The organism is Myroides fluvii, from assembly GCF_009792295.1.
Taxonomy (GTDB): Bacteria; Bacteroidota; Bacteroidia; order Flavobacteriales; family Flavobacteriaceae; genus Flavobacterium; species Flavobacterium fluvii_A.
This window is the reverse complement of the sequence record NZ_CP039934.1, coordinates 578,599-597,084: the sequence shown is the minus strand read 5'-3', so window position 1 is coordinate 597,084 and position 18,486 is coordinate 578,599. Positions and strand designations below refer to the sequence as shown.

Genomic DNA, 18,486 nt, shown 5'->3' with positions numbered 1-18,486 from the left:
ATAAAACACACACAAGGCTATGGAAAATGGAAATAATGAGAGTTTTAGAGACTCGATAAGTACCATTGACAAAGATGGTAAAAGGGCATGGATTTATCCTAAGAAGCCGTCTGGGCCATTCTACAACAAAAGAAAAATTGTCAGCTACTTATTACTCGCTTTTTTATTAGCTGCTCCCTTTATAAAAATAAACGGAAATCAATTGTTGCTATTTAATGTTATTGATCGAAAATTCAACATTTTTAGCTTCCCTTTTTGGCCACAAGATTTTTATCTGGTCGTAATTTCAATGATTATCGGTGTTGTTTTTGTAACCTTATTTACAGTTTCTTTCGGTCGTATTTTCTGCGGTTGGATATGTCCGCAAACTATTTTTATGGAAATGGTTTTCAGGCGTATCGAATATTGGATTGACGGCGATAGAGGTGCTCAAATGAGATTAGACAAACAACCTTGGAATGCGGAGAAAATACGCAAGAGACTCTTGAAATGGTTTATTTTCTTTGTTATTTCTTTTATTATTGCCAACGTCTTCTTATCCTACATTATCGGAAGCGACGCTGTGCTTTTAATGGTCGAAGATGGTCCGTTTGCACATACGGGTAATTTTATCGGATTGATTATTTTTACTTGTGCGTTCTATTTTGTATTCACTTGGTTTAGAGAACAAGTGTGTGTGATTGCTTGCCCTTACGGGCGTTTACAAGGGGTTTTGCTGGATGATAAGTCTATTATTGTAGCGTATGATCACGTAAGAGGTGAAAGTACAAATGGAAGAGCGAAGCTGAAAAAAGATACGGATAGAAAGGCAGAAGGTTTTGGAGATTGTATCGACTGTAAACAATGTGTCAACGTATGTCCAACGGGAATTGATATCCGAAATGGAACACAGTTAGAATGTGTGAACTGTACTGCTTGTATCGATGAGTGTGATTTTATTATGGAGAAGGCAGGTTTCCCTAAAGGATTAATTCGCTATGCTTCGGAATCTGAGATTGTGGATAATAAACGCTATAAATTCACGCCTCGTCAAAGAGGATATACTGTAGTATTATCCATTTTGATTGCGCTTTTAATTGGACTCTTATTCTTGAGAACCGATGTGGAAGCAAGGGTTTTACGCGTAGCTGGAAAAACATTTGAACACAAAGGGGCTAATATCTCCAATGTCTATACGTTTAAAATCATGAATAAAACGATGAAAGAGTACGACAACCTGAGCTTTAAAGTGAAAAATCCAGCTGGAGCACAAGTGAAAATGGTGGGTAATGATATCATCGAAGTGAAAAAAGAAAGTTATAGCGAAGGGGTATTGTTTATCGAAATTCCACAAAAGGATCTCGATGGATATAGTACAAAAGTGACCATTGAGGTTTATGATGGTGATCGTTTGATTCAAACAACCAAAACAAACTTCTTAGGCCCGCGCTTAATGAATTAAAAATTAAAAAATAGTTAGGTATGAAATTTAATTTTGGAACAGGAATCGTAATAGCCATAGGCTTATTTATGATATTCATTTTACAATATGTTATTCGCGTACAAGTAGATGCGAGATATGACAACCAATTAGTGACAGAAAATTATTATCAACAAGAAGTTGAGGTGGACTCCCGTCGTGAGAGAGAAATGGAAGCGCTGAAACTCGATGAACAAGTTACAATATACAGTACAACCGATGGGATTAGGATCACTTTTCCTGCCAGTTTTGACTATAATAAAATACATGGAAAAATATTCCTATACAGACCGTCTAACCAACAATTAGACTTTGATACTCTCATATCATTGTCTTCTTCAAATTTGCTCATACCTAACACAAATCTGGTAGACGGTCGTTGGGATATTGTGGTGGAATGGAGCTATAACGATGTAGCATATAGAAATGTAAAAAGTTTAACGATTAAGTAAAAAACACGTTGATTTCGGCACTTATTTTTGGTTTAGTGAGTAGTCTGCACTGCATCGGTATGTGCGGTCCCATCGCACTGATGTTGCCAATTAGCCAGAACAATCAAGTTTTAAAAATTAGGCAGATGTTCACCTATCACATAGGTAGGATAGCTGCCTATTCTTTATTAGGGCTTGTTTTTGGTTTTTTTGGCAAAGGCTTGTTTTTGGCAGGATTTCAACAGCAACTTTCCATTGTCGTTGGACTTATCATGATTGCTTTGGCACTGATCCCTGCCAATCGAATAGGGAATTTCAATGTAATGAAACCCCTTTATCGATTTGTAAATTGGATAAAATCTTCTTTAGGTAAACAATTCAAGAAAAAATCACCTAAAGCATTATTTCTTATCGGCTTCTTTAATGGCTTCTTGCCTTGTGGTATGGTTTATGTCGCTTTGTTTGGCGCTTTAGCAACGCAAGATGTATTCTTGGGTATGACTTATATGGCCCTGTTTGGTTTAGGTACGGTTCCGTTAATGAGTTTGGTGATCTATTTCAAAAATCTATTCTCCGATGCATTTCGAAGAGGAATAATGAAGTATTATCCAATTGTTATTATAATTATTGGGATGTTATTTATTATTAGAGGATTGGGGTTAAATATTCCATACTTATCCCCTGATACGTTGAATTTGTTCGTGCGAGGAGAAGCAATGTGTTAAATAAAACTTAATTATGTGACTTTTTCGCCTTGTACTTGTCTTAATACTAGAACAGCAGAAAATACGAATTTATTAGCTATGAAAAAGTGTAGAGCCTGTTGTTCAATTGCTATTGAAAAAGGATTAAAAAAAAGGAAAGCCATGGCTTTCCTTTTTTTTGTTGTCTTTTTAGCCTTTGACGGTCTATTTTGACGTGCTAATTACTTAAAATTGATCTTTTATTACCTAAAAAATGAATACTATATGTTCATAAAATTTTATTTATAGTTGATTATCATAAAATTTCGATTTTTTTGTTTGTTTTTTCTTCTTTTTAGCGTTAATGTTTTGGTAATATATTTGCATTTGTGATTTTTGTTTGTTTTTTTTTCTATGTATTTAATATAATAATTAGCTATAGTGTATGTTGGGTATTGGAAGCTTGTCGGATTAGTAAAAATTAGCGTCTATTTCTTAGCTAACGTAATATTTCTTAAATTCACATAGGAAAAAAAATTAAAATTTGTTGTTTATGAAAGCAAAAGTACAGTATAACGATTTTAAAGGTACTGTGGCTGCAGACATATCAGATATGATTGCAGTTAACAAAGGTAATTACATCAGTAGTATTGGGGAATACTTCGGTGTAGATCAAGAGCGTTTTAGAGTTGTAGGAGTTTCGCTACAAGGCATTCAAAATTTTGAATTGACCATGCTTTGTGTTGATAGCGTAAAGAGTACACCGTTCAAAGATCACTTAGTCAAGATGCAATTTGATCTTGATGCAGAAGGGCAAAAACAAATGTTAGGTTTGTTGTTTAAACGATTGAATGTCGTTCTTTTCGATTCAGGAGAAGAAAATTTTGACAACGACAATTATGATGAAATTGTAAATTATGCAGATCATCATCAAAAAGAGTATTTGGATTAAGAAGTAAATTAATTGTACGAGATAAAAAGGTTTTTGTGAAAGCAAGAACCTTTTTTTATGGGTGAAAGGCAAATAGAGACATTCTCCGGCCTAAATTGTTTTTATTGTAGAAGAATTTGAATAAAAATGGAACAACGCTTAAACCTCATGGATTCGCGCGGGCGATAGGGGAAAGGGAATGTCTGATGAATAGGGAGGGTGAAATCTACGATTTCGCAAAGTGTAAACTTAATAATTGTCTTTACGCCAAAGGACTACATCTGCTAAGATTTTCTCTGTATCAGAATGTACTTCATCTAAGTAATTTTCGGTGTATAAATTATAAGTTACTTTATCTAAGCGCAATTTTACTTGAGCGTTATTCATAACGCGTACGGAAATTTGACCAGACTTATCTACGAATAACTGATGGCGTTTAGAACTTTGATCTTCTTCTAACGTCAAGAAAATAGGGGATTGTACTCCGTTTAATCGTATGTCTTGTTGATAAACCAATGTCGCTTTGCCATCTTTATAGGTAAAGTAATAGTTTTTAAACATAAACGTTTTTGCAGTGAATACTTTTGTTTTGCTCTTGTCTAAAGTATAAGGGGAAGAAACTATAGTTTCAGTAGTTTGACAGCTCTGTACAAGAGGCGCCAAGGCTAATAGAGTGAGAAGAAATAGTTTTTTCATAGCTTTATTGGTAATAATTTCAATAAGACCAAAATAGGATAATAATTCAATAAAACAAAATATTTTTTACACAATAGTAGTTTTTAAGCTATTTTTTATTCGAAAGTAAAGGTGTTTAAGGCTCAATTGATGTTGATTTTTTAAAAACTAAGTTTTCGATAGAAGTGATATATGTCAGTGTTTATGAAAAAAAGGAAGCGTAATTTAATACTGCAAATTAAAGTAGTGTGAATTATGATTAAAAAGGTGGTTTTATTTGTTGTTTTAACAACGTTTATGGGGTGTAAAAAAGATAAATCAAATGCATTTGAATTTGTTCAAAAGGGAAATGCTGAATTATTAACACAAGCTCAAACTTTTTTTCAACCTATCTCATCCATTGAGGTGCCTCCGGCAGATTCGGCTAAGGTGGCTTTAGGTAAGTATTTGTATTTTGATACGCGTCTGTCTAAGGAAGGCAATATAAGTTGTAATTCTTGCCATAACTTGAATACGTATGGAGTAGATAACTTGGCTTTTTCACCGGGTGATACCGGTTCTTTGGGAGGGCGTAATTCACCAACTGTTTTTCATGCGGCCCTGCACAGCATGCAATTTTGGGATGGTCGTGCAAAAGATGTTGAAGAGCAAGCAGGCGGGCCAATTCTAAATCCAGTTGAACACAATATCAAAGATGAAAAGGAATTAGAAGAGCGATTGCGCAAAGTAGAGCTGTACAAAGCGATGTTTGCTACAGTCTATCAGGCGGATAAACAGCCTATTGTGTTTAAAAACATCACCAATGCTATTGGGGCTTTTGAACGTACGTTGATGCCTGCAAGTCGATTTGATGCATATTTAGAAGGAGATCGCAGTGCACTGACAGAGCAAGAACAGAGAGGGTTGGAGACTTTTATGGCTGTTGGATGTACGACTTGCCATAGCGGTGTCGCATTAGGAGGGCAGATGTTTCAGAAATTCGGACTCTATGGCGATTATTGGGTTGAAACAAAATCGGATAAAGTAGATAAAGGATTGGCTGATTTGAGTAAAAAAGAAAATGAAAATTACTTTTTTAAGGTCCCAGGATTGCGCAATATCACGCACACAGGACCCTACTTTCACGATGGATCTGTTGAAGATTTAAAAGAAGCAGTTCGCATTATGGCTAGTTTACAAACAAATAGTAAATTAAATCAAGAACAAATAGAAGATATCACCGTGTTTTTAGGTAGTTTGTCTAGTGATATCCCAGAGCAGGTGAAAAAATCACCTTTTTAAGTAGAAGTGCACGTTTAGTGTTGGTTTAAAGTAGGGTGCGAAAGCTGTTCTGTTTCAGGACAGCTTTTGCTTTTTTAATTGGTTTTAATCTAGGTATGTGTGTGTTAGGTTGATGTTGGAAAGGAAAATAGAAACTAAACCCTAGGAATTGTATTGGCTAAACTTTTACATTTGTTATATTTGTAGATAAATAAACCAAGAAATATGGAGTTGAAATTACATAGACCTATTTGTTTTTTTGATTTAGAAACAACAGGAGTGGATGTTGCAAGAGATAGAATTGTAGAAATAGCTATTTTGAAAGTTTTTCCCAATGGAAATAAAGAGAGTAAAACCTGGTTGGTTAATCCAGAGCGACCAATTCCAGAAGCGTCTTCTAAAATTCACGGAATAACAGATGAAAAAGTGGCAAATGAACCTACATTTAAAGAGTTAGCTCCCTTGGTTTATCAGATGATTAAAGATGCGGATCTCGCTGGATTTAATTCGGATCGATTTGATATTCCCCTATTGGCAGAAGAATTGTTGCGCGCAGGTGTTGACTTTGATTTAGGTAATCGCGTTACGGTTGATATTCAGACCATTTTCCATAAAAAAGAAGAGCGCACCTTGAGTGCAGCATATAAATTTTATTGTAACGAAAGTTTGGAAAATGCACATTCGGCAGAAGCGGATACGCATGCAACCTATGAAATTCTCAAAGCGCAATTGGATCGCTATGATGATTTGGAAAATGACATGCGCGTGTTGTCTGAATTTACCACCAGAAAGAGAAGTGTTGATTTTGCTGGATTTATCGCACTAAATGAAGAAGAACAAGAGGTTTTTACTTTCGGTAAACACAAAGGAGTACTTGTGGAAGAAGTCTTGGAAAAAGAACCAGGATATTACGGCTGGATTCAAAATGCAGATTTTCCGTTGTATACCAAAAAAGTTTTGACGGCAATCAAGTTGAGAAAACTCAATAATAAACTATAAAAGAAGAGGAAGATGAAAATTATCTGTGTAGGAAGAAATTATGTGGATCACATCGCAGAATTAAACAATGAAAGACCAGATGCCCCTGTATTGTTTATTAAACCAGATACGGCTTTATTGGGTAAAGAGTTTCCGTTTGTTATTCCAGATTTTTCTCAAGATATTCATTACGAAGCAGAAGTAGTGGTAAAAATCACAAAAGTTGGGAAGTATATCGATGCTAAATTTGCCTCTAAATACTATGATCAAGTGTCATTGGGGATTGATTTTACAGCAAGGGATATCCAAAGCAAGTTGAAAGAGAAAGGACTGCCTTGGGAAAAAGCGAAAGCATTTGACAACTCGGCTTTTGTAGGTGACTTTATGCCAACGACCGCTTTTGAGTCCCTCGGCGATTTGCCATTTTCTTTCCAACAAAATGGAACGGTTGTTCAACAAGCAACGACCGCTCAAATGATTTGGAAGATAGATGAATTAATTGCGGAGATTTCTAAGTACTTTACACTAAAAACGGGTGATTTAATCTTTACTGGTACACCAGCAGGTGTTGGTAAAGTTAGTCCGGGTGATACACTTGAAGGCTTTCTGGCAGGTAAAAAAGTTTTTGATTTAATCGTAAAATAATTCATTATGGCCCTTTTTTATGACGTAAAATCGCTATACGTGAAACACAATAATACAGAAGAACTCGTTGTGGAAGAGCTTGTTTTTTATGTAGAACAAATGTCTAAGCGTATAGAAAAGATAAAAAAACACATTGATGCTAAAAATTATGAAAAGCTTCAAAAACACGTGAAAGTTTTACAGCCCATAGTGGAAAGTCTCGGTATGGATCAAGCCTTTGAAGAATTTAACAGCATTCGCGATTGGATAGAGCAAAAAGGGAAGACAAAAGAAATTAAAGAAGTATACAAACTACTGCGCAAACACATTCGCTCAGCAGTTAAAGAAATAAAAAAAGACTATCATATTGTGGTGCAATGAAAGCAAGTATCTTAACCATTGGCGACGAAATATTGATTGGACAAATCCTAGACACAAACTCTAATTATCTAGCGAATTATCTGGATAAGTTGGGATTTGAAATTGTAGAAATACGGTCTGTTTCTGACGGAGAACACGCAATCAAAGAGGCGATGAATCGACAAGTAAATCAGGTGGATTTGGTCTTGATTACAGGTGGGTTAGGACCGACGAAAGACGATTTGACCAAACAAGTATTCTGTGATTTCTTTGAGGATGAATTAGTGGAAAACCCCCGTGTATTTACCCACGTAAAAACAGTAATCGAGGGGTATTTTAAACGTCCAATCTCTGAGCTGAATAGGAAGCAAGCTTTAGTTCCTTCTAGGGCAACTGTGCTTTTTAATGAATTGGGAACAGCGCCTGGGATGATGATGAAAAAGGGCAATACGCACTATGTGTCCTTACCTGGTGTGCCTTTTGAAATGAAAGGCATCGTGGAAAAAGAACTGACGCCTGTTTTGAAAGCGCAATTTGCTCTGCGCTTTAACGTACATAAAACACTAGTAGTTTACGGTATTGGAGAGAGTTTATTGGCTGAGTATTTAAGTGATTGGGAAGAGGCCTTACCTGTTGATGTGCAATTGGCCTATTTGCCTAGTAGAGGAAGAGTGCGTTTGCGACTGTCTTCGTCTGGAGAAGATAAAGAGAAAATCGAACACTTAATCGAAGAAGTAATTGCGAAAATTCCGCTCAATGTTAAAGAACATATTCGCGCATATTCAGATTTAAGCCGATCAGAAGTAGTTATTGAAAAATTAAAAGCCGAAGGAATGACAATCGCTTGTGCAGAAAGTTGTACAGGAGGACGTCTAGCCGTGCTATTTAGCGCTAAAGAGGGTGCGTCAGCCTTTTTTAAGGGTGGAGTGGTCACTTATGCCACCCAATCTAAAATTGACGTTCTAGGCGTTAAAAAAGAGATAATAGACGCCTACAGTGTAGTGAGTGAACAAGTGGCTTGTGCAATGGCGGAACAAGTTCGTCAAAAGTTTCAATCGGATCTTGCTGTTGCTACTACGGGAAATGCGGGGCCTTCTAAAGGGGATTCGGCAGTAGAAATAGGGACTGTCTATGTGGGGATTGCCTCAAATATGGGCACCTATGCTATAAAGTATGAATTAGGTCAGCCTAGAGAGCAAGTGATTGAACGCACCATTAGTAGGGCTTTAGAACTGGTTTATAACGAAATATTAAAAAAATAGTAGAAAGATTTTGTTTAATAAAATTCTTTTTCTTTACTTTGCACCCTGATTTTGAATATTGAAATAAAAGATTAGATATAATGTCAAGAGTTTGTGAAATTACCGGAAAGAGAGCGATGGTTGGAAACAACGTCTCTCACGCGATGAATAAAACTAAAAGAAAGTTTTCTGTAAACTTAATTAAAAAACGTTTTTACATTGCTGAAGAAGACAGATGGGTAACATTAAAATTGTCTACCACTGCATTAAAAACAATTAATAAGAAAGGTATTACTGCTGTTTTGAAAGAAGCAAGAGTAAAAGGATTAGTGAAATAATCGCACCATAAAAAAACGAGGAAAACGATGGCAAAGAAAGGTAATAGAATCCAAGTAATCTTAGAGTGTACTGAACATAAAACATCTGGTTTAGCAGGTACTTCACGCTACATCACTACTAAGAACAAGAAAAACACACCTGATAGATTGGAAATTAAGAAATTCAATCCTATCATGAAAAAAGTAACAATTCATAAAGAAATTAAATAATTAAGTCATGGCAAAGAAAACCGTAGCTACTTTAAGAACATCTTCTAAGAAGTTGACTAAAGCAATTAAAATGGTTAGATCTCCAAAGACAGGTGCTTATACATTTGTTGAGTCTGTTATGGCTCCTGATTTTGTAGATGAATTCTTGAGTAAAAAGTAATTTACCATTAAATATCTTGAAAAAAAGCTGCCTGATTCAGGTAGCTTTTTTCATTTTTATACGGTTTAGTTATCGCAACCGTTATGAGATGATATACTTTTATTCTTTATATTTGTACAAACTAATAGGAACGTTATGAGTTTTTTTAAAAGAATATTTTCTTCCGAAAAAAAGGAAACTTTAGATAAGGGATTAGAGAAATCTAAAACGTCTTTTTTTTCCAAATTAACCAAAGCAGTAGCTGGAAAATCTAAGGTAGATGATGATGTATTAGATAATCTAGAAGAGGTATTAGTTACTTCTGATGTTGGTGTAAATACAACATTGAAGATTATTGAGCGTATTGAAGCAAGAGTTACGCGTGATAAATACGTTGGAACAGAAGAGCTAAATCAAATTCTGAGAGAAGAAATTGCTGGATTGCTTTCTGAAACAGCCTTAGGTGAATCAACAGAATTTGAAATTCCAAAAGATAAGAAACCATACGTTATTATGGTTGTAGGAGTAAATGGAGCTGGTAAAACGACAACTATTGGAAAATTGGCGTATCAGTTTAAAAAAGCTGGACTCCATGTCGTTTTGGGAGCAGCGGATACGTTTAGAGCGGCCGCTATTGATCAATTACAAGTATGGGCAGATCGCGTAGGTGTGCCTATTGTACGTCAACAAATGGGAAGTGATCCGGCTTCGGTAGCGTTTGATACGCTACAATCTGCTGTGACACAAGGTGCTGACGTAGTGATAATTGATACAGCTGGACGTTTACACAACAAGGTGAATTTAATGAATGAGCTCTCCAAAGTGAAGCGCGTCATGCAAAAAGTAATCGCTGATGCACCTCATGATGTAATGCTGGTTTTAGACGGTTCAACGGGACAAAATGCCTTTGAACAAGCAAAACAATTTACTGCCGCAACAGAAGTTACTTCTTTAGCTGTCACTAAATTAGATGGAACAGCAAAAGGAGGGGTCGTTATCGGTATTTCGGATGAGTTTAGAATCCCAGTGCGCTATATTGGTGTAGGGGAGGGAATTGAAGATCTTCAAGTGTTTAACAAATACGAATTTGTCGATTCGTTTTTTAAATAAAATTAAACATGCGCAGTTTATACGTTTTTTTTAGTTTATTTCTCGTTGTTGTTTTGCAGGCTTGTCAATCTAAAGTGGATGCGGAAGCCGTGAAAGGACATATCACAGGATATTGGGAAATCGAAAAAGCTCAATTACCTGATGGAACAGAAAAAGATTATACCATGAACTCTACCATTGATTATTTTGAATGGAAGGAAGATCAAACAGGGATTCGATTTAAAGTTGTTCCTCAATTTAATGGTGAGTTTTTGACCAATGATATGCCAGAAGCCTTTGTAATGCTTGAGAAAGATGGCGCTATTTGGTTGCAGTATAAAACGGATTTTGCAACATGGGAGGAACGCGTAGTTTCGGTGAGTGATGAAACTATGGTGATGGAAAATGAAAACAAAATTATATACTACTATAAAAGAGCTCAACCCATTCAAATTAAAGAGTAATCGTGAATAAAAACAATCCTTTTAACCGAAATAAAATTAGCCCGCGTACTCGTGAGGGTAAAGGAATATCTGAATTGTTACAGCTGTTTAGAACAGAAAACAACTTAGATCAAGGATTGAATGAGTTTGATGTGTTTGAAGCCTGGAAAACAGTCTTAGGACCTGGAATTTCCTCCTATACTACAGACGTGGCTTTTAGGCGATCTACTTTATATGTCAAATTGTCTTCTTCTATTGTTCGTGATGAACTGAGTTATGGAAAAGAGAAAATCGTTAAGATGTTGAATGAGGAATTGAAAAGAGCACTAATTACAGATTTAGTTTTGCGATAAAATATACAGCGACATTAACCAAAAAGGGAATGTCGCTTTTTTTATTTTACAATAAAAGACTTTTTTGTCTTTTATTGTAAAATAAAGTTTATCTTTGTGAGGTAAAAGTAAAGGTATGTTCTCTAAAGCTTGTGAATACGCAATTCGTTCTGTTGTTTTTATTTCGGTATCCTCACTGAAAGAAACACGTGTAGGCTTTAAGGAAATTGCCAAAGAAATAGATGCTCCTGAAGCATTTGTGGCCAAGATTTTACAAAAGTTAGTAAAGGGAGGTATCATTGAATCAATTAAAGGAGCGGGAGGTGGATTTGAAATCCCTGTGCAGCAATTGGATAAAATCAAATTGTGTGAAGTCGTCAATGTTATCGATGGAGATTCTATTTACAAAGGTTGTGGATTGGGTTTAGCACAGTGCTCAGAAACGCATCCTTGTCCTGTTCATTTTAAATTCAAAGCCATTCGAAATGAACTAAAGCAAATGTTAGAAACAACTTCTTTGAAAGAGTTAGCCAATGGTACCAAGTCTGGCAATACTTTTTTAAAGATATAATAAAGGGGTGAGAGGGAATGGTCCCTTTTTTTATAATCAAATAAAGGATAAAAAAGTCTTCTATTTTAATTGTATGAATACAAATCAAAGAAAATTATGGATAGCATTTGCGATAGTGATGTTATTCTCCTTCGGGGTACTCGGTTATTTTGGTATAGAAATTTATCAAGAAGCGCCACCTATACCGACGGAAATCAGAACAGCTGAAGGACAAGTAGTTCTTACAGCTGGTGATATTAAAGACGGTCAGAATGTATGGCAGAGTATTGGAGGACAAGAAGTAGGTTCTATTTGGGGACACGGAGCGTATGTGGCGCCCGATTGGACTGCTGATTATTTGCATCGAGAAGCATTATTCCTCTTGGATTACTATGCGAACGAGGAATTTGGAAAAACCTATGAGGCGGTTAGCGAAGAAGAGCAAGCGTTTCTACAAGTGCGTTTACAGCGAATGATTCGCGCCAATACGCATGATAAGGCCACAGGTGTCTTAACGATTACGGCTGAGCGAAATCAAGCGCGTTTGTACTTAGAGGATTATTACGGCAAATTGTTTACCGATGATCCTGCTTTTGATCAACTGCGTAAGGATTATGCAATTCCCAATAATGCGATTAAAGATGCTGGACGATTAAAGCAAATGAGCGCTTTTTTCTTTTGGGCAACTTGGGCAACGGTAACGAATAGACCCGATAGCGACATCAGTTATACACATAACTGGCCTGCGGATGATTTGGTGGGAAATAAAGCAACGACTCCTTTATTAGCGTGGTCAGGCGTGAGTATTATTCTGCTCATTTTTGCAGTTGGTGTTCTTGTATACTATCATGTGGCATCAAAGAAAGAGGAAGAAGAATTAATTCCTGTAGCGGATCCTGTTTCTAATGGAGTGACGACAAAAAGTATGATGAGGCTCAAAAAATATTTTTGGATTGTTAGTTTATTGATGTTACTTCAGGTGGGATTGGGAATTATTACGGCGCACTATGGTGTAGAGGGGCAAGGATTGTACGGGATTCCCTTGGATCAGCTACTTCCTTATTCCGTTACGCGAACCTGGCATACGCAATTGGCTATTTTTTGGATCGCTACTGCCTGGTTAGGTACAGGATTGTATATTGCTCCAGCTGTGGGAGGGAAAGATCCGAAGTACCAAGTATTTGGTGTAGACTTTTTATTTGTGGCTTTACTTATTATCGTGCTAGGTTCTATGATTGGACAATGGTTTGGTATCATGCAAAAATTAAACTTAGTTCAAAACTTCTGGTTTGGGCATCAAGGGTATGAATATGTCGATTTAGGGCGTTTTTGGCAACTCTTTTTGTTTGTGGGACTATTCCTATGGTTAGCCTTAATGATTCGTCCGTTACTACCTGTTTTAAAAGCCAAAGGAAGTCAACGCAACCTCATTGTGCTATTTCTTATTTCTTGTGGTGCAATCGCCTTATTTTATGGGGCTGGACTGATGTGGGGGAGGCAAACAAATCTTGCTATAGCAGAATACTGGAGATGGTGGGTCGTGCATTTATGGGTGGAAGGATTTTTTGAAGTATTTGCTACAGTTGTATTGGCCTTTTTATTTGTGCGTTTGGGACTGATTAAAACTAAAACCGCAACCAATGGCGCGCTTTTATCTACGATTATCTTTATGTCTGGCGGGATTATAGGTACATTTCATCACCTTTATTTTTCGGGTACGCCAACTGCGGTAATGGCATTAGGTGCAACCTTTAGCGCCTTGGAAGTAGTCCCTTTAACTTTAATTGGATACGAAGCCTATGAAAATTATAAGGTATCTACACATAAAGGCTGGTTACAAGATTACAAGTGGCCGATTTACTTTATGGTGGCCGTGGCTTTTTGGAATTTCTTAGGAGCCGGCGTATTTGGCTTTATTATTAATCCACCTATTGCGTTATACTATGTGCAAGGGTTAAATACCACACCGCTACACGGGCATACCGCTTTGTTTGGTGTGTATGGCATGTTGGGTATCGGATTGATGCTCTTCGTTTTGCGCAGTATGTATAGAGAGGTGCAATGGAATGAAAAATTATTAAAAATAGGCTTTTGGGGACTGAATGCGGGCTTATTGCTTATGGCTTTATTAAGTCTGTTGCCCATCGGAATATGGCAAGCAATTGAAAGTATTCAACATGGGATGTGGTATGCGCGTTCAAGTGAATTAATGCAATTGCCTGCCATGAATACACTCAAATGGCTTCGTACCATCGGAGATGTGATATTTACTATAGGCATTTTTGCCATCGTCCTATTCATATTTAAACTAACATTAAAAAAACAAACGCATGAAAAATAGAACAATTGGCTCATTTGTAGCAGAAGATTTTAGAACAGCAGCCGTATTCAATAAATATGGGATTGATTTTTGCTGTAAAGGAGGACGTACCTTAGACGAAGTATGTGATAAAAAATCCATCAAGACAGAGGATTTAATAAGTGAATTAGAGCGCTTATTAAATCAACAGGCGGAAAATAATATTGATTTTAGACATTGGCCTCTAGATTTATTAGCGGATTATATTGAAAAAACGCATCACCGATATGTAGAAGAAAAGATTCCCGTACTCTTGCAGTTTTTGAATAAGTTAAGTAAGGTGCATGGAGAGAGACATCCAGAACTACATGAAATTAATGAACTGTTTATTGGATGTGCGCAAGAGTTAAGTCAACATTTAAAAAAAGAAGAATTAGTGCTTTTTCCCTTTGTGCGCAAAATGGTTTCCGCAACAATGACAGGACAAGCGATAGAAGCACCTCATTTTGGTACGGTTGAAAATCCAGTAGCTATGATGATGCATGAACATGATGGCGAAGGAGAGCGCTTTCGAAAAATTGCTGCTTTGTCTAATAATTACACGCCTCCAGCGGATGCCTGTAATACGTACAAAGTAACCTTTGCCATGTTGAAAGAGTTTGAAGAAGATTTACACAAACACATCCACCTAGAAAATAATATTCTATTTCCTAGTGCAATTGTATTGGAACAAAAATTTAATTAAAAGCGTAAGATACAGCAGAAGTGCCTCCCTAAAATGAGGCACTTTTTGTTTATATCTAAAAATAATCGCGTAATTTTAAAGAAACTAGTTTAGACTTAAAGAAAAAGTTATGAATGAGATTCATCTTTTATTGTTATTTCACTTGCTCGGTGCTAGCATTTGGGTAGGTGGACATATTGTATTGAGTGTGATTATTCTCCCTCAAGTTTGGAAAGAGAAAGCAATAGAAAAGTTGTTTCACTTCGAAAGCAGATATGAGTGGATTGGGATGCCTGCATTAGCAGTGATGCTTATTACCGGCGTGCGAATGGCTTATTTATACAACGTCAAAATCGCAACCTGGTTTACTTTTAAAACCCCAATTGAAACGGTAATCTCACTTAAATTGTTGTGCTTGTTTAGTCTTGTTTTATTTGCGTTGAGCGCGCAGTTTTATGTTTTACCTCGATTGAAAACAGATCGTAAAAAGTTGCCTTTGATGACGTTTCATATTGTAGCCGTCACTTGTATTAGCATCCTGATGCTGATTTTAGGAAGTTTTGTGCGATATGGAGGAATCGCCTTGTAATTTATTCTTATCGTCTTGAGTAAAAGGTGTTTTGCTCCCCCATTGTTCTTAAACAAACCAAATTGGAGTTTAGCAAAAGAATAAAATAGAACTACTGCTCTAACTGTGTGAAATACAGGAGGGAGCAGTAGATTCTTTCATTAATAAGTAACTGCTTAAGGCAGTGAAGCCAGTTGTTTTTCAATTTCTTTAATTGTTGGTGCATAATCAATACCGAGGCCTTCTTGTTGATAATCGAGTTCTCCTTTTGTGTTGAATACACTGATAATGTTGGAATGAGAAAAATCAATAGGCGATATTTTCTTGTAATTAACAGCTAGAGTTGCAGCAAATTCTCGAGTATTATCTTCTGTGGAACGCAAGAATATCCACTGATTGCCCTCCATTTTATTTTCTTGTGCAAAGGCCTTTAAGCGTTCGGGGGTATCTACTGTTGGGTCTATACTAACTAAGATGTATTTGACTTTATCTTTATTTTTAGCTTGTACTTTTTCTTCAATATGGCGCATATCGGCAACCAATCGAGGGCAAGCAGCCTTGCAAGAGGTGTAAATCATCACCATCACTAATACTTGACCTTGTAATTCTTTTAGTTCAATCTCCTTTCCGTTTTGTGTGGTCCAGGTAGAGGGTAGGTTATAAATAGATAGGTCTGATATGGCTTCTGCTACAGTGCTTTTTTCTGTTGGCTTAGCGGAAGTATGTTCTGCTGTATTTGCTTGTTTACAATGGTAAAACAAGAGCGTTATACCAGCGATAAATAAAAGGGAAATCTTTTTCATAGTTTACATTTTAAAGGTCTTTGGCGCATCTGAAACCGAGGTTTTTTGTTGTGAAATTGGCTCGTAAGCTTCCTCTAAAGCCATAGCGCATAAAAGCAGCATAATCCATGAGATCTGAAGCGTTAATCGAGGCGCTACCACAAAATAAATTTTCATCATTGCCTTTGTCTTTTCGACTTTCTCCAGATAAGAAAATAGAGTTGTAATCGAATACCCATTCCCAAATCAAACCGTGCATATCGTAAACACCCCAATAGTTTTTAGGGGTACTGCCTACTGGGTTGAGGTAGGTTTTAGGTGTTTCATACCACGCCAAGATATATTGGTTGTAGGCTGTTTTTTCTCTAGCATCCATTTGTTGTGCATCAGCCATAGCTACATATTCCCATTCATCTAAGGTGGGTAGCCTTTTTCCTTGGCATTCACAGTATTTTTTAGCTGCAAACCAAGAAATGTTAGTGACTGGAGCTTGTGGATGTAAATCGCCATAATCTAAGTTGCCTTTCCAATGGGATAAATAGCTCTTAGTTGCAAATAAGCCTTTGATTTGCGAGCGCTGATAAGATGGATTTTGGTTTAAAAAGTCCAAATATTGTGCATTGGTTACAGCAAATCGATCCAGTTGAAAGGAAGCTACTTTGACATAACCTTCTTCCGTACTGCCATAAAGAGGCGTGAAAGTACCACTTTGAATGGTTTGCATTGGAGTTGCTTGCTGGGCGTTTAGCAGTATTCCTGTCAAAACGCTCAACAAACACAACACCAAGCGAAAGGGATGAGTCATCATTGTATTATCTGTTTTTTTGAACCATTTGAGGGGTTACCACAGTTTTAGAATTGCCCCAACTATTGTAAACATAAGTCAATACGTCTGCTATCTCTTGATCGCTTAGGTTTTGACTAGTCATGATGGAGTTGTATTTAATTTTATTAACCGTAATTTCTCCTTCTAAACCATTGATGACGGTTTTGATTGCCCTGCTGACATCTGCATTCAAATAGTCGGAGTTGGCCAAAGGTGGGAAAATCCCTTCTATCCCTTGTCCTTCTGCTTGGTGACAGGCGAAACACGTTCTCGTAAAAATATTTTTACCATCTGCAATCTGTTGCGCGAGTGTTTTATTTTCTATCGGTGCTTTTTTACCCGTTTCTTTCGGCATGGTTTGTATAGTCCCTCCTTCAGGTAAGTAAATACCCTCTTTAATTTTACCCGCAAATACTTTTTCATTTTCATCTCCCTCTACTTTGAGCATGCCCAAGGCTCCTTTATTAAAAGCTCTAAAGATAGCGTGATCAACCAGCACAAAAGTTCCAGGCGTATTTACTTTGAATTCTACAATGGCTGCTCCTCCTGCTGGTATAAGCGTTGTTTGTACATTCTCATTGATTAAATCTCCACCTTCTACGTGTACGCGATCAAATATTTCTCCAATAACGTGGAACGAACTAACCAAGTTAGGTCCTCCGTTACCTACAAATAAACGAATGGTTTCTCCTACTTTAGCTGTGATGGCGTTGTCGTTGACCAATCCATTGACATGACCATTAAACACAACATAATCGGGTTGTTCTTTGACGGCTTTGTTCATGTCAAAAGGTTGAAGCCCTTTTTCACCGTAATTTCCTTTGGTGTAAAAATCACCTTGCATGATGTAGTATTCTCTATCAACGGGTGCTAGTCCTCCTTCAGGTTCTACTAAGATAAGACCATACATTCCGTTGGCGATATGCATGCCCACTGGAGCTGTTGCACAATGGTAAACATAAAGACCAGGGTGAAGGGTTTTGAATGAAAAGGTAACTTCATGTCCCGGTGCTACCAATGAGGAGGCGGCTCCACCACCTGGACCTGTTACGGCGTGTAAGTCAATGTTGTGTGGAAGCTTGTTGTCTGGATGGTTTTTAAGTGTAAATTCAACTTCATCCCCTACGCGTGTACGGATAAAACTACCGGGAACAGTACCGCCAAACGTCCAATACATGTATTGGACTCCGTCCACCATTTCACCTTCTTGCTCCAGAATTTCCAAATTGACATTCAACTTAGTAGCGGCTCTTTTTCCAACAGGTTTAGGAACAAAAGGAGGTGCTGTTAATTCTGCCTCATGCTCGCCATGTGCAACGATTCGTTCTGCCCAATCGGCATTCTTTACGATGTTCTTCGATTCTTTTTGAGAACAACTTCCCAAGCTTAGTGCACTTAAAACCAAAACAAGTGCCGCAAGTGTACCTTTTAGATTTTGTGATTGTGTATTCATAATCATCACTTTATTCGTTCATTTTAGTCTATCAAATATAAAAGACATTTTTATCCTTTATATTGATATTTATCAGTTTCGTGTTGAAATA

The 18,486-nt window shown here is 37.0% G+C and carries 23 protein-coding genes; 19 read left to right on the top strand and 4 right to left on the bottom strand.

What is annotated here, in order from left to right:
* Positions 1 to 19 precede the first annotated feature (19 nt).
* The 4 genes from ccoG to FBR08_RS02830 all read left to right on the top strand — a co-directional run bounded on the left by ccoG (position 20) and on the right by FBR08_RS02830 (position 3,525).
* Positions 20 to 1,441: a cytochrome c oxidase accessory protein CcoG gene (ccoG, locus tag FBR08_RS02845; protein WP_158961319.1), complete on the top strand. Its 1,422-nt coding sequence runs from the start codon at positions 20 to 22 to the stop codon at positions 1,439 to 1,441.
* 20 nt (positions 1,442 to 1,461) lie between these two features.
* Positions 1,462 to 1,911: a FixH family protein gene (locus FBR08_RS02840; protein ID WP_158961318.1), complete on the top strand. Its 450-nt coding sequence runs from the start codon at positions 1,462 to 1,464 to the stop codon at positions 1,909 to 1,911.
* Between the two features lie 8 nt (positions 1,912 to 1,919).
* Positions 1,920 to 2,615 carry a sulfite exporter TauE/SafE family protein gene (locus tag FBR08_RS02835; protein WP_158961317.1) on the top strand — a complete coding sequence of 232 codons (696 nt, stop codon included), beginning with the start codon at positions 1,920 to 1,922 and terminating at the stop codon, positions 2,613 to 2,615.
* Between the two features lie 511 nt (positions 2,616 to 3,126).
* A complete protein-coding gene (locus tag FBR08_RS02830) occupies positions 3,127 to 3,525 on the top strand; it encodes a hypothetical protein (protein ID WP_158961316.1) in 399 nt (132 codons plus the stop codon).
* A 228-nt stretch (positions 3,526 to 3,753) separates the two neighbouring features.
* Here the strand turns inward: FBR08_RS02830 and FBR08_RS02825 are convergent, their stop codons facing one another.
* Positions 3,754 to 4,200 carry a hypothetical protein gene (locus FBR08_RS02825; protein ID WP_158961315.1) on the bottom strand — a complete coding sequence of 149 codons (447 nt, stop codon included), beginning with the start codon at positions 4,198 to 4,200 and terminating at the stop codon, positions 3,754 to 3,756.
* Between the two features lie 234 nt (positions 4,201 to 4,434).
* Between FBR08_RS02825 and FBR08_RS02820 the strand changes: the two genes are divergently transcribed.
* The 15 genes from FBR08_RS02820 to FBR08_RS02750 all read left to right on the top strand — a co-directional run bounded on the left by FBR08_RS02820 (position 4,435) and on the right by FBR08_RS02750 (position 15,355).
* Positions 4,435 to 5,460 (top strand): cytochrome-c peroxidase, encoded by a 1,026-nt coding sequence (locus FBR08_RS02820; protein ID WP_158961314.1) that lies wholly within the window; start codon positions 4,435 to 4,437, stop codon positions 5,458 to 5,460.
* A 204-nt stretch (positions 5,461 to 5,664) separates the two neighbouring features.
* A complete protein-coding gene (locus FBR08_RS02815; RefSeq protein WP_158961313.1) occupies positions 5,665 to 6,438 on the top strand; it encodes a 3'-5' exonuclease in 774 nt (257 codons plus the stop codon).
* A 12-nt stretch (positions 6,439 to 6,450) separates the two neighbouring features.
* Complete coding sequence (locus FBR08_RS02810; RefSeq protein ID WP_158961312.1) at positions 6,451 to 7,062, top strand: fumarylacetoacetate hydrolase family protein; 612 nt, start codon at positions 6,451 to 6,453, stop codon at positions 7,060 to 7,062.
* Between the two features lie 6 nt (positions 7,063 to 7,068).
* A complete protein-coding gene (locus tag FBR08_RS02805) occupies positions 7,069 to 7,422 on the top strand; it encodes a hypothetical protein (RefSeq protein WP_158961311.1) in 354 nt (117 codons plus the stop codon).
* Positions 7,419 to 8,663 carry a CinA family nicotinamide mononucleotide deamidase-related protein gene (locus FBR08_RS02800; protein WP_158961310.1) on the top strand — a complete coding sequence of 415 codons (1,245 nt, stop codon included), beginning with the start codon at positions 7,419 to 7,421 and terminating at the stop codon, positions 8,661 to 8,663. Before FBR08_RS02805 ends, FBR08_RS02800 begins: the two co-directional genes overlap by 4 nt.
* 80 nt (positions 8,664 to 8,743) lie before the next feature.
* Positions 8,744 to 8,980 (top strand): 50S ribosomal protein L28, encoded by a 237-nt coding sequence (gene rpmB / locus FBR08_RS02795; protein WP_002990304.1) that lies wholly within the window; start codon positions 8,744 to 8,746, stop codon positions 8,978 to 8,980.
* A gap of 27 nt (positions 8,981 to 9,007) precedes the next feature.
* Positions 9,008 to 9,190: a 50S ribosomal protein L33 gene (gene rpmG / locus FBR08_RS02790; RefSeq protein ID WP_158961309.1), complete on the top strand. Its 183-nt coding sequence runs from the start codon at positions 9,008 to 9,010 to the stop codon at positions 9,188 to 9,190.
* A 7-nt stretch (positions 9,191 to 9,197) separates the two neighbouring features.
* Positions 9,198 to 9,350: a DUF4295 domain-containing protein gene (locus tag FBR08_RS02785; RefSeq protein ID WP_002990306.1), complete on the top strand. Its 153-nt coding sequence runs from the start codon at positions 9,198 to 9,200 to the stop codon at positions 9,348 to 9,350.
* Positions 9,351 to 9,485: 135 nt separating this feature from the next.
* Positions 9,486 to 10,439 (top strand): signal recognition particle-docking protein FtsY, encoded by a 954-nt coding sequence (ftsY, locus tag FBR08_RS02780; RefSeq protein ID WP_158961308.1) that lies wholly within the window; start codon positions 9,486 to 9,488, stop codon positions 10,437 to 10,439.
* A gap of 8 nt (positions 10,440 to 10,447) precedes the next feature.
* Positions 10,448 to 10,882 (top strand): hypothetical protein, encoded by a 435-nt coding sequence (locus FBR08_RS02775; RefSeq protein ID WP_158961307.1) that lies wholly within the window; start codon positions 10,448 to 10,450, stop codon positions 10,880 to 10,882.
* A 2-nt stretch (positions 10,883 to 10,884) separates the two neighbouring features.
* Complete coding sequence (locus tag FBR08_RS02770; protein ID WP_158961306.1) at positions 10,885 to 11,214, top strand: DUF721 domain-containing protein; 330 nt, start codon at positions 10,885 to 10,887, stop codon at positions 11,212 to 11,214.
* 115 nt (positions 11,215 to 11,329) lie between these two features.
* Entirely contained in the window at positions 11,330 to 11,764 is a 435-nt protein-coding gene (locus FBR08_RS02765) for an RrF2 family transcriptional regulator (protein ID WP_158961305.1), read from the top strand.
* 73 nt (positions 11,765 to 11,837) lie between these two features.
* Entirely contained in the window at positions 11,838 to 14,084 is a 2,247-nt protein-coding gene (locus FBR08_RS02760; RefSeq protein ID WP_158961304.1) for a nitric-oxide reductase large subunit, read from the top strand.
* A complete protein-coding gene (gene ric / locus FBR08_RS02755) occupies positions 14,074 to 14,787 on the top strand; it encodes an iron-sulfur cluster repair di-iron protein (protein ID WP_158961303.1) in 714 nt (237 codons plus the stop codon). The genes FBR08_RS02760 and ric overlap by 11 nt, the downstream gene beginning before the upstream one ends.
* 109 nt (positions 14,788 to 14,896) lie before the next feature.
* Positions 14,897 to 15,355, top strand: coding sequence for a CopD family protein (locus FBR08_RS02750; protein WP_158961302.1), 459 nt, complete (start codon positions 14,897 to 14,899; stop codon positions 15,353 to 15,355).
* A gap of 155 nt (positions 15,356 to 15,510) precedes the next feature.
* Here the strand turns inward: FBR08_RS02750 and FBR08_RS02745 are convergent, their stop codons facing one another.
* The 3 genes from FBR08_RS02745 to nirK are packed head-to-tail and all read right to left on the bottom strand — an operon-like array spanning position 15,511 to position 18,401.
* The gene (locus tag FBR08_RS02745; protein ID WP_158961301.1) at positions 15,511 to 16,137 is read right to left on the bottom strand and encodes an SCO family protein; all 627 of its coding nucleotides are present in this window, start codon (positions 16,135 to 16,137) and stop codon (positions 15,511 to 15,513) included.
* 10 nt (positions 16,138 to 16,147) lie between these two features.
* Positions 16,148 to 16,924 carry a formylglycine-generating enzyme family protein gene (locus FBR08_RS02740; protein ID WP_158961300.1) on the bottom strand — a complete coding sequence of 259 codons (777 nt, stop codon included), beginning with the start codon at positions 16,922 to 16,924 and terminating at the stop codon, positions 16,148 to 16,150.
* 4 nt (positions 16,925 to 16,928) lie between these two features.
* The gene (gene nirK / locus FBR08_RS02735; protein ID WP_158961299.1) at positions 16,929 to 18,401 is read right to left on the bottom strand and encodes a copper-containing nitrite reductase; all 1,473 of its coding nucleotides are present in this window, start codon (positions 18,399 to 18,401) and stop codon (positions 16,929 to 16,931) included.
* Positions 18,402 to 18,486 lie beyond the last annotated feature (85 nt).